At 70.3% G+C, this 14,643-nt stretch carries 10 protein-coding genes and 1 pseudogene; 5 read left to right on the top strand and 6 right to left on the bottom strand.

The features are described 5' to 3' along the window. The first annotated feature begins 13 nt into the window (after positions 1-13). Both KIK05_RS15675 and KIK05_RS15670 read left to right on the top strand, forming a co-directional pair. The gene (locus KIK05_RS15675; RefSeq protein ID WP_214411438.1) at positions 14-766 is read left to right on the top strand and encodes an SDR family NAD(P)-dependent oxidoreductase; all 753 of its coding nucleotides are present in this window, start codon (positions 14-16) and stop codon (positions 764-766) included. 80 nt (positions 767-846) lie between these two features. Continuing rightward, positions 847-1,662: a helix-turn-helix domain-containing protein gene (locus tag KIK05_RS15670; protein WP_214411437.1), complete on the top strand. Its 816-nt coding sequence runs from the start codon at positions 847-849 to the stop codon at positions 1,660-1,662. A 416-nt stretch (positions 1,663-2,078) separates the two neighbouring features. On the opposite strand, the pseudogene soxR reads toward KIK05_RS15670, so the two are convergent. Continuing rightward, a pseudogene (gene soxR, locus KIK05_RS15665) lies at positions 2,079-2,528 on the bottom strand (redox-sensitive transcriptional activator SoxR); the annotation flags it as partial. Between the two features lie 169 nt (positions 2,529-2,697). Here soxR and KIK05_RS15660 point away from each other — a divergent pair. Then, positions 2,698-6,249: a WD40 repeat domain-containing serine/threonine-protein kinase gene (locus tag KIK05_RS15660; RefSeq protein ID WP_214411435.1), complete on the top strand. Its 3,552-nt coding sequence runs from the start codon at positions 2,698-2,700 to the stop codon at positions 6,247-6,249. A gap of 55 nt (positions 6,250-6,304) precedes the next feature. Here the strand turns inward: KIK05_RS15660 and KIK05_RS15655 are convergent, their stop codons facing one another. Next, positions 6,305-7,180: a MarR family winged helix-turn-helix transcriptional regulator gene (locus tag KIK05_RS15655; RefSeq protein WP_308249936.1), complete on the bottom strand. Its 876-nt coding sequence runs from the start codon at positions 7,178-7,180 to the stop codon at positions 6,305-6,307. Between the two features lie 155 nt (positions 7,181-7,335). Between KIK05_RS15655 and KIK05_RS15650 the strand changes: the two genes are divergently transcribed. Further along, positions 7,336-8,784 (top strand): MFS transporter, encoded by a 1,449-nt coding sequence (locus tag KIK05_RS15650; protein ID WP_214411434.1) that lies wholly within the window; start codon positions 7,336-7,338, stop codon positions 8,782-8,784. Here the strand turns inward: KIK05_RS15650 and dnaB are convergent. Next, complete coding sequence (gene dnaB, locus KIK05_RS15645; RefSeq protein ID WP_214411433.1) at positions 8,781-10,136, bottom strand: replicative DNA helicase; 1,356 nt, start codon at positions 10,134-10,136, stop codon at positions 8,781-8,783. The two genes, KIK05_RS15650 and dnaB, sit on opposite strands and share 4 nt — an antisense overlap. A 306-nt stretch (positions 10,137-10,442) precedes the next feature. On the opposite strand from dnaB, the gene KIK05_RS15640 reads away from it, so the two are divergent. After that, positions 10,443-11,750 (top strand): MATE family efflux transporter, encoded by a 1,308-nt coding sequence (locus tag KIK05_RS15640; protein WP_214411432.1) that lies wholly within the window; start codon positions 10,443-10,445, stop codon positions 11,748-11,750. 54 nt (positions 11,751-11,804) lie between these two features. On the opposite strand, the gene KIK05_RS15635 is transcribed toward KIK05_RS15640, so the two are convergent. Genes KIK05_RS15635 through KIK05_RS15625 form a run of 3 tightly spaced genes read right to left on the bottom strand, consistent with a single transcriptional unit; the run spans position 11,805 to position 14,379 of the window. Continuing rightward, positions 11,805-12,566, bottom strand: coding sequence for an amino acid ABC transporter ATP-binding protein (locus KIK05_RS15635; protein WP_214411431.1), 762 nt, complete (start codon positions 12,564-12,566; stop codon positions 11,805-11,807). Continuing rightward, on the bottom strand, positions 12,563-13,522 hold the full coding sequence (locus KIK05_RS15630) for an amino acid ABC transporter permease (RefSeq protein WP_308249935.1): 960 nt from the start codon (positions 13,520-13,522) through the stop codon (positions 12,563-12,565). The genes KIK05_RS15635 and KIK05_RS15630 overlap by 4 nt, the downstream gene beginning before the upstream one ends. Further along, positions 13,519-14,379 (bottom strand): ABC transporter substrate-binding protein, encoded by an 861-nt coding sequence (locus KIK05_RS15625; protein ID WP_250562856.1) that lies wholly within the window; start codon positions 14,377-14,379, stop codon positions 13,519-13,521. Before KIK05_RS15625 ends, KIK05_RS15630 begins: the two co-directional genes overlap by 4 nt. Between the last annotated feature and the right edge of the window lie 264 nt (positions 14,380-14,643).

Below are 14,643 nucleotides of genomic sequence, written 5' to 3'. Positions count from 1 at the left end.
AACCGGAGATGACATGAAATTTCAAGACAAGGTGGTTCTGGTGACCGGCGGCGGCTCGGGCATCGGCCAGGCGGCGGCGCTCGGCTTCGCCCGCGAGGGCGCCACGGTCGTCGTCGCGGGACGGCGGCGGGAACCCCTGGAGCAGACCGTCAAGCTCATCGAGGCGGAGGGCGGCCGGGCGACCGCGCTCACCGCCGACGTCACCAGCTCCGCCGAGGTCGCCCGCCTGATCGGGGAGATCGTGGAGCGGCACGGCGGGCTCGACGTGGCCGTCAACAACGCCGGGGTGCTCACCAGCGGGCAGGCCGGCGACATCGACGAGGACGACTGGGCGCGGACGATCGACACCAACCTGACGGGCGTCATGCTGTCCATGAAGCACGAGATCGCGGCCATGCGCGAGCGCGGCGGCGGTGTGATCGTCAACGTGTCGTCGCAGATCGGCGCACACAAGCGGCTGCCCGGCTTCGGCGCGTACGCCGCGTCGAAGGCGGCGGTCGCCGCCCTGACCCGCACGGCCGCGCTGGAATACATCCGCGAGGGCATCCGCATCAACGTCATCAGCCCCGGCCCGCACGACACGCCGATGTCGATGCGGCCCGGCGAGACCGAGGCCGATCGCGCGGAGCGGGTGAAGCACCAGCTCCCCATCGGCCGGGTCGGCACGATGGACGAGATCACGGGGGCGATCCTGTGGCTGGCGTCCGCCGACGCCGGCTTCACGGTGGGGCACGACCTGGTGGTCGACGGCGGCTCGACCCTCTGACACCCGCCCGCGCCGGGGAGGCGCGTCCGTTACGTGCGACGTAATCGCGACATCGCGGCCGCTCCGCATACCCTCGCACCATGACCACCACGGCGCCCTCCCCGCGGCCTATAGGCGAACTGCTCCGGCAGTGGCGTGAACACCGCCGGCTCAGCCAGCTCGACCTCGCCATCCAGGCCGACATCTCCACCCGTCACCTCAGCTTCCTGGAAACCGGCCGGTCGAACCCGAGCCGCGAGATGGTGCTGCACCTGTCCGAGGAGCTCGACCTGTCGTTGCGCGAGCGCAACCGCCTGCTGCTCGCCGCCGGGTTCGCCCCGGTGTTCGCCGAGACCCGGCTCGACGCGCCGGAGATGACGGCCGTCCAGGGGGCGCTCCGGCAGATCCTCACCGGCCACGATCCCTATCCGGCCGTGGTGGTGGACGGCCGGTGGAACCTCGTGGAGAGCAACCGGAGCCTCGCCCTGTTCACCGGTCTGATCTCCCCCCACCTGCTCGAGCCGCCCGCGAACGTGCTTCGTGCGAGCCTGCACCCCGACGGCATGGCGCCCCACATCGTCAACCTGGGCGAGTGGCGGGGGCACCTGCTCGGACGGCTGCGGCGCCAGGTGGCGCTGACCGCCGACCCGGAGCTCACCGCCCTCGACGAGGAGCTGCGGGCCTACCCGTGCGACCAGCCGGAGCCGGAGGTCGAGCTGCCCGGCCCGGGCGAGATCGTGGTGCCGCTGCGCCTGCGTCACCGAGGACGCGAGCTGGCCTTCTTCAGCACGATCGCGACGTTCGGCACTCCACTCGACATCACGGTCGCCGAGCTGGCCATCGAGTCGTTCTTCCCCGCCGACGACATCACCGCCCGGGTCCTGCAAGAAATGAACGGCGCCAGGGAGGCGGAGTAACGGCGGCCCGCACCACCGTGCGGGGCCGCCGTAAAAGCCTTGACTCTGGCTCACGTCAGCGACGTTCACATAGACGGCACCACCCGCAGCATCGAGCGCACCGAGCGGGTGGTGCGTCACATATCCGGCCTGCCCGGTCCGATCGACACCGTGCTGGTCCCCGGCGACCACGACAGCAGGCCGCAGTTCCGCAAGGTGCTCCTCGGGGCCGGGCACGTCCACACGGCCGCCGCCACGATGTTCGCCGGGCTTCCGCTCTACATCGCGCCCGGGGTGGCGTCCACGGTGCTGACGCAGCAGGAGTCGAGGGCCGAGGTTCCGCTGGACTTCGAGCTGCCGCCGGGGTTCGCGCTGCACATCTTGTCGCCGGACGGCCGGTTGACGTCCCATTCCCGCGTGGTGCTCTGACCGCGGCGCAGCAGCCTGCGCGGCCCGGCACCCTGCTTGCCGAGCTCGTCGTCGGGGTTGATCAGCGGGCAGCGGTCGATGGACATGCACCCGCATCCGATGCAGTCGGTGAACTCGTCACGTATCTGCTGGAGGCGATGGATGCGTTCGTCCAGCTCCTGCTTCCAGCACTGCGACATGCGCTGCCAGTCGGCACGCGTCGGGACGTGGTCCGCCGGGAACAGGTTGAGGATCTCGGCGACGTTCGCCAGGGGGATCCCGACGCGCTGTGCCATGCGGATCAGCGCCACCCGTCGCAGCATGTCGCGCCGGTAGCGCCGCTGGTTGCCCGTGGTGCGACGGCTGCTGATCAGCCCCTGCCGCTCGTAGAAGTGCAGCGCCGAGACCGCCACACCGCTGCGTGCGGCGAGTTCCCCGACGCTGAGCTCCGTGGCCAGGTGGCGCGTGGATTCGCTCATCTCCGCCATGCTCCCGATTCACTTGCCCTACTGAATCTGAAGGTTACTTCAGGTTCATCGGCGCTCACGCGGGCGGCGCCATGGACCCGCGGCGGCACTAGGGGCAAACTTCGGTGGCGGGGGCGGCGTCTAAGGACGTAGTCCATCTGTTACGGCGGGGTGATTCGTGGTGGCGGCGACGGGGCTGCTGGCGGGGGATCCGTCCCGGTTAGGCGACTACTGGCCGGCAGGGCGGCTGGGGGCCGGAGGCCAGGGGGTCGTGTACGAGGCCTACGACTCCGAGGGCACGCGTGTGGCCGTCAAGGTGCTGCACGCCGACGCCGCGGCCGATCCCGACCTGCGCTCGCGGTTCGGCAAGGAGGCCACCGCCGCCCAGCGGGTCGCGTCCTTCTGCACGGCGCGCATCCTCGCGGTCGACCTGGAGGCCCCCAAGCCGTACATCGTCAGCGAATACATCGAAGGCCCCAGCCTGCGCACGGCCGTCACCGGCGGACGTCTCTTCGCCGGCGACGACCTCTACCGGCTGGCCACGGCGGTGGCCACCGCGCTGACCGCGATCCACGACGCCGGTGTGATCCACCGCGACCTCAAGCCCGACAACGTCCTCCTCGGCCCCGACGGGCCCCGCGTCATCGACTTCGGCATCGCCCACACGCTGGAGATGTCGCTCACGGCCACCGGCATGGTGACCGGCACCCCCACGTACATGGCCCCCGAGGTCTTCACCGGCCAACGTGCCGGGGCACCCGCCGACGTCTTCTCCTGGGGGGCCATCGTCGTCTACGCCGCCAACGGCGACGACCCCTTCCGGGCCGAAAGTCTCGGCGCGGTCATGCACAAGGTGCTGGCGACCGATCCCGAACTGGACTACGTTCCCCGCACGCTGCGGCCGCTGGTCGCCGCCGCCCTGTCCAAGGACCCCCTGGCGCGTCCCACCGCCCGGGAACTGCTGCTCGGCCTCATCACCGGATTCCAGGGCACCCAGGCCGAGCTGCTCACCATGGGCAGCGTCGAGGCCGGGCTGCTGGCTCCCGGCGGGCGTGCCGACCCCGCCCTCGGCACCCTGGCCGAGGACGCCTACGGATTCCTCAACCCCGCCCAACGCGACCTCGTCCCCGACCTGTTCCTCCGGCTGATCGGCTTCGGCGAGGCCGACGAGATCAAGATGCGGACCGCCTCGCGGGACGAGCTCCTCGGCGGGCGCACCCCCGAGGAGCAGGCCGCGTTCGACCGCGTCCTGGACGTCTTCTCCTACCTGCTCACCACCCGCGGGGACGCCATCGGCATCGCGCGGCCCGCCCTCGTCCAGGCCTGGCCGCGGCTGCGGTCGTGGGTGGACGACGAGCGCGAGGGCCTGCCCGTGCACGCGGCCATCCACGCCGCCGCCGTGCACTGGGACGACCACGGACGCCGCGAGGCCGACGTCTACCAGGGCAGCCGCCTGGAGACCGCCCTGCGGTGGGCCGCCACCGGACGCCGCCACCTCACCCTGACCGAGCTCGAACGCGACTTCCTGGACGCCTGCAACGCCGCCACCCGCCACCGGGTCCGCCGCCGGCGCCTGCTCACCGTCACCCTGGCCACCCTTCTCGTCCTCGCCCTGGTCGCCGGCACGCTGGCCGTACTGCAGACCCGCACGGTGACCGCGCAGAGGGAGATGCTCGCGGCCCGGCTCGCCGAGGCGTCCGCCGGCAAGGCCGCCACCGAGGCGGACGCGATGCGCACCACCGACCCGGTACGCGCCATGCTGCTCAGCGTGGCCGCCTGGCGCCTGTCCCCCACCCCGGCCACCCGCTCGACCCTGCAGAACGCCTGGGCGCAGCACGAGCGCACGGCCTTCACCGACCCGGACAACGGCGGCGAGACCTTACGGCAGCTGACACTCGACGGCCGAAGGCTGTTCAGCGTCTCCCGGAAGGGCGTACGAATCTGGGACGTCCGCACCGGCAAGCGGGTCGGCGGCTGGGACGACGTGAAGATCGGCGAGCAGACCTTCCGAGGAATCGCCCTGAGCGACAGCGGCAAACGCCTGGCGGTGGTGGCCGGAGGCACGATCCAGGTGTGGGACACCACGACAGGACGCGTCGTGGCACGGCACAAGCTGTGGGCGCAGCAACATTTCCACTCCATCGACTTCGGCCTCAACGACCGGTGGCTGACCGTCCACGAAGGCCAAGGGGCGGAACTGTGGGACACGAGCACCGGGAAGACCGTCGGATACAAGAACGCTCCGATCGTCGACGCGGCCTACACACCCGCCGGTGACCTCGCCGCCCTCACCCTCCTCACCGGGGACGGCGGATATCAGTTCGGCCTCCTCCGGCTCCCGAGCGGTCACCGGGTCGCCCACTGGCACGACTCCGACACGTGCGCGGGGACGGCCAAGGCCGTGGCGTTCAGCCCGGATGGACATACCCTCGCGTGTGGTGACGACTCGAAGGTCACCGTCCTTGATGTACGCACCGGACGCCCCTTGCCGTATGAGCAGATAGTGGCCTGGAAGGCGGACGGCCCGTTGCGTTTCAGTCCCGACGGGCGTCTGCTGTGGGCGGGCAGCAGGCTCGTCCGGGTCGCCGACGGCCGCCCGTTGCTGACCTACGGGGGAGCGAAGGAAGGCGTCGGCTTCGACGGCACGTCCTTGCGCTTCCTCACGGGTGAGACGGTGGTGGGCATCGACGTGTCCGATGTGGTGTCCCCGGTCCGGCTCCCCGTTCCGGCCTCGCAGGCCACCACTTTCAGTCCCGACGGCCGCCTTCTCCTGACCCACGCCGAGAACGCGTCCTCGATGGTGCTCTGGGACACCGCCCGGCGCCGGCCCCTCGGTGCTCCCATACCGGTGAGCGGCGACGACCCGTTCGGTCCCGCGTCAGGGCCTGTCTTCAGCGGGGATGGCCGGTTCCTCGCCTACGCCGGTGACGAGAACATGGAGCGGGTGCGTGTCTGGGACACGGTCAAGCAGGCGCGGGTAGCAGAGATCAAGCTGCCCGCGGATTGGACCATCTACTCACTCGCCCTGAACGGCGACGGTTCTCTCCTCGCGGTCGGGGCCAGAGGCATGGCGAGTGACTACGAGGAAGGACGTGACAAGCTCCTCGTCTGGGACGTGCGGCGTGGCCGTTGGAGCAGGTCGATCGATTTCAAGAACGACGTCTCGGTGGTCTTCCGTCCCGGAACACCCCAGGTCGCTCTGACCGAGGGAGGCTCGAACCGGCTGCTGGACCTCAGCACCGGACGGGAGATCGGCCCGCCGCTCGGCCCGGGACGCGTTTCCGACCCGCTGCTGTCGCTGGACTTCAGCCCCGACGGCGGCACCGTGGCCATCAGCAGCTCGGGCGGAGTGGCGTTCTGGGACGTCCGGTCCGGGGCACGGCGTGGGCCAAGCCTGAACATCGCGGCCGGCGACATCATGTTCTCCCCCAAGGGTGACGTGGCGGCCGTCGTGTACGGGGATGAGGCCCAGGTCCAGCTCGTGGACGTCTCCACTCCGCGGAGACTCGGCCCGCCTCTTCGTCTTGAGGGAACGGACATGCCTGTGGTCACTTTCGCCGCGGGCGGTGCCGTCCTCCGCGCCGTCGACCAGGCCGGGGTCATCCATGAGATGCCGGTCGACCCCGCGCGCACGGCCGCCGCCGTATGCGCCCGCGCGGGCCGTACGTTGACCCTCGCCGAGTGGCGCCAGTACTTCCCCGGGGTGGAGCCGTACCGCGACCCGTGTAAGTGAGAGGTTCTCCTCGCCGGCGCCGTCGTCCGTGACCTCACCGAGCGGTTGACAGCGGCTACCCGGACGCGCCGCCGTCCAGGAGTTTGGTCAGCAGTGTGCGCAGTTCGCCGGCGTCGGGGCCGAGGGCGTCGAGGACGTCGGCCTCGATCCGCTGGAGCGCCTCCTTCACGATCGGGACGCGCTGCCGGCCGAGATCGGTGAGCGCCAGGGCGTAGCGGCGGCGGTCGTGGGGATCCTGGCCGCGCGCCACGATCCCGGCGCGGACCAGTTCGTCGACCACTTCGGCGGCCGCGGGCTCGGTGATCATCAGCTGCCGTGCGAGCTGCTGCTGCGGGCAGGGGGCGAGGACCTCGAGCGCGTAGATCGGCCCGAAGTGCCTTGTGCGCAGGTCGATGTCGGCCAGCAGCCGGTCGCCGAGCCGGCGCAGGCGGTAGTGAGCCTGGGAGACGAGGTATTCGGTGCTCTGGATGGCCGGTTGATCGGGCTCGGGCAGGAGCCTGCTCAGCAGCTCTCTGAGCCTGAGCCGTTCGGCGGGAGTGAGCGCGGCGGTGACCCGCGCGTCGCGTTCGAACACGGCCTGGCGCATGTCGTCCACCGCCTTGCGGCCGGCCTCGGTGATCGACAGTACGTAGGAGCGGCGGTTGGCGGGGTTGCGCTCTCGCGTGACCTGTCCGGAATCTTCGAGCCGGTCGACGAGCCGCACCATGATCGTGCGGTTGATGCCGAGCCGCTCGGCGAGCTCCTGCTGGGAGTAGCCGTCCTCGTCGGCGAGCACGTCGAGCATGACGAACTCGCGCGACCGCGGCCCGTCGCGCATCGCCTCGGCGGTGAAGCGCACGAAGGCCTTGCGCAGCAGGTGCCCTATGGACCAGCGCAGATCCGCCGGCAGGGGCGAGCCGGCGTCCCCGGTCTCCTCGCGCCATTCGCGCACTGATCCACCTCCGGGTTCAGTCTATCGGAGTATTGACAGTTCCATATATTGACGGTTGGAAGTGAATCAGTTGGAATGTTGACAGTTGGCCGCGTGCGCGATCAGCGTCTCCCGCGGCCGGCACCCTGACCCACGACGTCCCCATCGGAGAGCGCATGTCCCCCCACCCTGAAACAGAAGTGATCCCGCGCGCCGACGCCCCGCCCGCGACCGGGCACCGGCTCGGCCTCGCACTGGTCGTCATCGCCGCGGCGCAGCTCATGCTCGTGCTCGACGGCACCATCACCAACGTCGCCCTGCCGAGCATCCAGAAGGCGCTCGGCCTCGCGCCGTCAGACCTGAACTGGGTGATCAGCGCCTACGCGCTGACCTTCGGCGGGCTGCTGCTCGCCGGCGGCCGGGCCGGCGACCTGTTCGGCCGCCGGCGCATGTTCCGCCTCGGACTGGTCGTGTTCACCATCGCCTCCCTGATCGGCGGCCTCGCCCCGACGGCGGCCGTCCTCGTCGGCGCACGCGCGCTCCAGGGCGTGGGCGCCGCGATCGCCGCGCCCACCGCGCTGTCGCTGCTCGCCACCACCTTTCCGGCCGGTCCCGAACGCACCAGGGCACTGGGCGTGTACGGCGCGATGGGCGGGCTCGGCTCCGTGGTCGGCCTGCTGCTCGGCGGCGCGCTCACCGAGTACCTCAGCTGGCGATGGATCCTGTTCGTGAACGTCCCGATCGCGGTGGCGGTGCTGCTCGGCACCAAGGTCCTCGTCCAGGGCGAGCGCGACCGCGGCCGCGTCGACCTGCCGGGTGCGCTCTGCGCGACGGCCGGCATCGGCTCGCTGGTCTACGCCATCAACCGCGCCGGCACGTACGGGTGGACCGACGCCCTCACGGTCACGTTCCTCGTCGCGGCGGGTGCGCTGCTGGTGGCCTTCCTCGTGGTCCAGCGACGTGCCGTGGCTCCCACGCTGCCCGCACGCGTCATCCTCGACCGGGGCAGGGCCGGCGCCAACGCCGTCGTGTTCCTCCTCGGTTGCGGCATGACGGCCACGTTCTACTTCCTCACGCTCTACATGCAGGTCGTCAAGGAGTACCCGGCGATGCGGACCGGGCTGGCGTACCTGCCGTTCGCGCTGGGGATAGGGCTGGCCGCCGGCGTGATCGGGCCGAAGGCGCTGTCCCGCGTGTCGGTGCGCGCGGTGGTCACGACCGGGTTGCTCCTGGCGGCCATCGGCATGGCCTGGTTCAGCCGTCTCACGCCGGATTCGGGGTACTTCGCCATGCTGATGCCCGCGATGCTGCTGGCCGGCATCGGCCTCGGTCTCGCCTTCGTCACCACGACCATCTCGGGCGTCCAGGGCGTGCAGCCGCAGGACACCGGAGTGGCGGCCGGGCTCGTCAACACCAGTCAGCAGATCGGCGGCGCGCTCGGCCTCGCCGTACTGGCGGCGATCGCGGCCGAGGTCACCGCCGGGATGCCGTCAGGCACGCCACTTCCCGACGCGCTGACCAGCGGCTACACGGCCGGGTTCGTCGCCGGTGGCGTATTCTACCTGGCGGCCCTGGTCGTGGCGGCGCTGACCACGAGGGTGCCGTCGGCCCGGGTCGAGCCCTAGTGAGGCGCCATGTCGACGAAGCGGCTGTAGTGGCCCTGGAAGGCGACCGTCACAGTGGCGGTGGGGCCGTTACGGTGCTTGGCCACGATCAGGTCGGCCTCGCCCGCCCGCGGCGACTCCCGCTCGTAGGCGTCCTCGCGGTGCAGCAGGATGACGACGTCCGCGTCCTGCTCGATGGAGCCCGATTCACGCAGGTCGGACACCTGGGGACGCTTGTCGGTGCGCTGCTCGGGACCACGGTTCAGCTGGGAGATCGCGATGACCGGCACCTCGAGCTCCTTGGCCAGGAGCTTCAAGGCACGCGAGATCTCGGAGACCTCCTGCTGACGGCTCTCGGTGCGCTTGGGGGAGCTCATCAGCTGGAGGTAGTCGACGACGACGAACCGCAGGTCGTGGCGCTGCTTGAGGCGGCGGCACTTGGCGCGGATCTCCATCATCGACATGTTGGGCGAGTCGTCGATGAACAGCGGAGCCTCGGCGACCTCGCTCATGCGGCGGGCGAGGCGGGTCCAGTCGTCGTCGCTCATCGTGCCGGACCGCATGTTCTGCAGCGAGACCCGCGCCTCGGCCGACAGCAGACGCATCGTGATCTCGTTGCGCGACATTTCCAGCGAGAAGATCACGGTGGTCATATGGTGCTTGATGGCGGCGGATCGGGCGAAGTCCAGGCCGAGCGTGCTCTTACCGATGGCCGGACGCGCGGCCACGACGATCATCTGGCCCGGGTGGAGGCCGTTCATGAGGGAGTCGAGGTCCTGGAAGCCGGTGGGCACACCGACCATCTGGCCGCTGCGGCTGCCGATGGCCTCGATCTCGTCGAGCGCGCCAGGCATGATCTCCGACAGCGGGCGGTAGTCCTCGCTGGTGCGGCGCTCGGTGACCGCGTAGATCTCGGCCTGCGCGCGGTCGACCAGTTCGTCGACCTCTTCGTTGTGCCCGCCGTAACCGAAGGAGACGATGCGGGTGCCCGCCTCGATGAGCCGCCGCAGGATCGCCTGCTCGCGCACGATCTTGGCGTAGTAGCCGGCGTTCGCGGCGGTGGGGACGACGGCGGTGAGGGTGTGGACGTACGCGCCGCCGCCGACGCGGGCGATCTCGCCCCGCTTGGACAGCTCGTTGAAGACCGTGACGGCGTCGGCGGGCTCGCCGCGGCCGTACAGATCGGTGATCGTGTCGTAGATGATCTGGTGGGCGGGACGGTAGAAGTCGTCGGAGCGCAGCACCTCGACGACGTCGGCGATGGCGTCCTTGGAGAGCAGCATGCCGCCGAGCACCGACTGCTCGGCCTCGATGTTGCTGGGGGGTGTGCGCTCGAAGGGCGCATCGAAGGCGGGGGCGACCTCACTGCTCACCTGGCGACCCTCTCCTTGCGTTCGCAAGCTACCCCCGTAGTAGCCGAGGTGCCAGTGTCGCCGGTTCTGAACGAACCGGCAACGCGTCCTGTAGACGAGCCTGTGGATAACGTGTGCAGTTCCTCGGGACGGGGTGTGGGCACACTGGGGACAACCCTGTGGATAACCGATGTGGATACCCACAGACCCCCTGTTGAGCAGGCAAAACGATATCCACGGCCTGTGGAGAAAAGAAAGTCGGTGTGACACGCCTTACGCTGTCGGGGGCGGTGCCGAGCAGGCCGACGTAAGGGGCAATATAGACAGGTGACTCTTACCACTCGCGTCGGCAACCGGGAGATCCTCAGGCTCGCCGTACCGGCCTTCGGCGCGCTGGTGGCCGAGCCGCTCTTCATTCTCGCCGACTACGCCATCGTCGGGCGACTCGGCACCGTCGCACTCGGCGCCCTCGGCATCGCCGGCACCGCGCTCACCACTCTGGTCAACCTCTGCGTGTTCCTGGCATACGGGACGACGGCCGCGGTCGCGCGGCAGATCGGGGCCGGGAACGCCGCCCAGGCGGTCAAGCTGGGGATCGACGGGCTCTGGCTGGCGGCGGGCATCGGCGCCACCCTCATCGTCACGTGCTGGCCGCTCACCCCCTGGCTGGTGGAGCTGTTCGGCGCCTCGTCCGACGTGGCGGGCCCCGCGGTGACCTACGTGCGGATCAGCCTTCTCGGCACTCCCGCCATGCTCGTGATCCTGGCGGGCACCGGCATCCTGCGCGGCCTCCAGGACACCGTGACCCCGCTCGCCGTCTCCATCGGGTCCTTCGCGCTCAACGCCGTCCTGAACGCCCTGTTCGTTCTGGTGCTGCACTGGGGCATCGCCGGCTCCGCCTGGGGCACCGTCATCGCCCAGGGGCTCGGTGGCGCGGTGTACGTGCTCGTCGTGGCGAAGGCGGCCCGCGCGCGGAAGGTGTCCCTGAGGCCCGACCTCGCCGGGATCCGGGCCTCGGGCACGGCCGGCATCGCGCTGCTGGTCCGCACGCTGTGCCTGCGCATCGTGATGCTCGTCGCGACCGCCGTCGCCACCCGCATGGGCGTCGTCCAGCTCGCCGCGCACGCGATCGCCACGCAGATCTGGTCGCTGCTGGCCTTCGCCCTCGACGCCATCGCGATCGCCGGCCAGGCCATCACCGGCCGCGCCCTGGGGGCCGGGGACGTACGCCAGACGCGCGCCGCCACGCGGACCATGGTGATCTGGGGCATCGGGTACGGCGTGGTGCTGGGCGTGGCGATCCTCCTGCTGCGTCCGGTGATCCCTCATTTGTTCGACGCCGACCCGGCCGTGAGCGAACAACTGCGGTCGGTGCTGTGGCTCGTCGCGCTGCTGCAGCCCGTCGCCGGGGTGGTGTTCGTCCTCGACGGGGTGCTCATCGGGGCCGGCGACCGGCGATACCTCGCCTGGGCCTCCGCCCTCACGACGCTGGTCTACCTCCCGGCGGTGTACGCGCTGGCCCCCTCCGGTGGCCTGGTGGCGCTGTGGGCGGCGCTGGGGGTGTGGATGGCCGCGCGGCTGGTCACCCTGGGGCTGCGCGCGTACGGCCGCGCCTGGCTGGTCACCGGCGGCTGACGCGCGTCCGGCCCGACCTCAGCGGCCGTACGTCGAGCGGCCTCGATGGCGCGGTCAGAGCCTCCGCACGTCCAGGACCCGCTTCAGGAACTCCCGGGTGCGCGGCTCGCGGGGGTCGGTGAAGATCTGCTCGGCCGTCCCCTGCTCCAGCAGGACACCCTGGTCGAGGAAGCACACCTTGTCGGCGATGTCCCGGGCGAGCCCCATCTCATGGGTGGCCAGGACCATCGTCATCCCCGACTCCTTCAGCTCACGGATGATCTCCAGTACCTCGCCCACCAGCGCCGGGTCGAGGGCGGAGGTCACCTCGTCGAGCAGCAGGAGGCGTGGCCGGGTGGCGAGCGCCCTGATGATGGCCACGCGCTGCTGCTGCCCGCCGGAGAGCCGATCGGGGTAGGCGCCGGCCTTGTCCGACAACCCGAACCGCCCCAGCAGCTCCCGGGCCTCCTCCTCGGCCCGCGCCCTGGCCACGCCGTGCACCTTCCTCGGCGCCAGCGTGATGTTGTCCAGCACGGTCATGGACGGGAAGAGGTTGTAGGACTGGAAGACCATGCCGATGCGCTTGCGCACGTCGTCAGGGTCGGCCCGGACATCGGTGATCTCGGTGCCGTCGAGGTGGATGGCGCCGTCGTCGACGGTCTCCAGCAGGTTGACGCAGCGCAGCAGGGTGGACTTGCCCGAACCGGAGGCCCCGATCAGGCAGACCACCTCGTGGGAGTCGACCGTCAGGTCGACGCCACGCAGCACGCAGTGCCGGTGGTAGTGCTTCCAGACGCCCTCGACGCGCAGGACGGAGGTCGCGGTCGGCTCGCTCACGCGCCTCGCCGCCTCTGTGAACGGACCGCCAGGTAGTCGGTGAAGCGGGCCATCGGGATGGTCAGCAGGATGAACAGCAGCGCCGAAGCCAGGTACGGGGTGTAGTTGAAGGTCTCGGCCGCGTGGATCTGCGCCTGCCGCAGCGCCTCCAGCGGCCCGATCGTGGCGACCAGGGCGGTGTCCTTCTGCAGGGAGACGAAGTCGTTGAGCAGCGGCGGGACGACCCGGCGTACGGCCTGCGGCAGCACGACGTGCCGCATGGCCTGGCCGTGGGACAGACCGAGCGACCGGGCGGCGGCCCGCTGGCTGGGGTGCACCGAGTCGATGCCGGAGCGGAACACCTCGGCGACGTACGCGCCGTACGACAGCGTCAGCGCGATGATCCCCAAGGTGGCGAGGTCGGAGGGCGCGCCCTGGAGCTGGAGCGCGGGCAGCCCGAAGCCGACCAGGTAGATGACCAGGATGGTCGGCACGCCACGGAAGACGTCGGTGTAGAGCACGGCGAGGGACCGCAGCGGGAAGAACACCGGAGCGTGCAGGTTGCGGACCAGCGCCACCAGCAGGCCGACGATCAGGATCAGCGGCTCGGCGATCAGGAAGATCTTGATGTTGAGCAGGAACCCCGTGAGCACGTCGGGCAACGCGTCGGCGAACTGGCCGGGGTCGAAGAAGGTCTCCTTGACCCTCGGCCAGCCGGCCGAGGCGGTGACGAGCCAGACCAGCAGGACGATGAACACGATCGTCGAGACCGTCGCCACCGAGCTCGATCGCAGGTCCGTGCGCCGCCGCAGCCGCTCCCGCTCACGCTGCCGCTCGCTCTTCACCCACACGGCGCCGGCCGGTCGTCCGTCCTGCTGCAGCAGGTCGGACGGCACCGCGTCCGCGGGGGGCCGGCCCGACATGTCGGACGGTGAGCCGGTCGCCTCCGGGGAGGCGGAGCCGGAGGGGTCGCTCACTTCAGCTCCGGCGCACCCGCGGCCGAGCCGAGCCACTGGGTTTCGATCTTCGCCAGTTCGCCGGAGGACGTCAGCTCGTCGATCGCCTTGTCGACGCAGCTCACCAGCGTGCTGCCCTTCTGGAAGACCAGGCCGAACTGCTCGGCGGTGCCGGAGCCGCTGCCGAACTGTCCGATGATCTTCGCGCCGTCGACCTGCGCCGCGGTGACGTAGAAAGCGGTCGGCAGGTCGACCACCACGACGTCCACCTGCTTGTTCTTCAGCGCGTTCACCGCGTCGATCTGCTCGTTGTAGACGTTGGGCTCGGCGCCGGGCTTGATGACGTCCTTGACCGCCTGCAGGGACGTCGTGCCCACCTGCACGCCGATCTTGGCGTCCTTGAGCTGGGCGAGCGAGGTCACGGAGGCGAACTTCGAGCCGTTCAGGGCGACGGCGGCCTGCTTGACGGTGTAGTAGCCGTGGCTGAAGTCGACCGCCTTGGCCCGGGCCGGGGTGATGGAGACCTGGTTGACGTCGAAGTCGAACTGCTTCTGCCCGGGGGCGAAGGCCGAGTTGAACGGCGTCACCGCCCAGGTCACCTCGTTCTGCGCGAAGCCGAGCTTGCTCGCGACGGCGTAGGCGACGGCGCTCTCGAAGCCCTGGCCGTTCGCCGGCTTGTCGTCCTTGAACCAGGGCTCGTAGGCGGGCTTGTCGGTGGCGATGGTCAGCGTGCCGGGCTTGGTGAGCTTCAGTTGGTCTTTCGCGCAGGAAGCGGCGGCCGAGGGGTTCGCGCTCGCCGAGCCGGACGCGGTGGAGGTGTCGGAGGCAGGTGCGCAGGCTACCGCCGCCGTCGCGAGGGCGCCAAGCGCAAGCAGCATCGAGGGACGGAGCATCCATGCCTCCAGAACGGGTTTACCTGAGGGAATTCGCCGCCCAGGATAGCGGGAAGCACTGATTACCACATACCGGACTTAAGACCCCTAAAAAGGACGTCTTCCTTGGGTGTTACATCATGGCGGACACCGTACAACGACGCCGGCATCGCCGTACCCCTTCCCGCCGTCCCGGCGCCGAATGGACAGGCGCGGCGGTAAAGAGGGCAGTGCGGGCCCCCGCCGTACCTTTCCCGCCGTCGGTCGGAC

It is taken from the genome of Sphaerisporangium fuscum (assembly GCF_018531465.1).
Taxonomy (GTDB): Bacteria; Actinomycetota; Actinomycetes; order Streptosporangiales; family Streptosporangiaceae; genus Sphaerisporangium; species Sphaerisporangium fuscum.
Note: the sequence above shows the minus strand (reverse complement) of the source record. Positions and strands in the feature narration are given on the sequence as shown.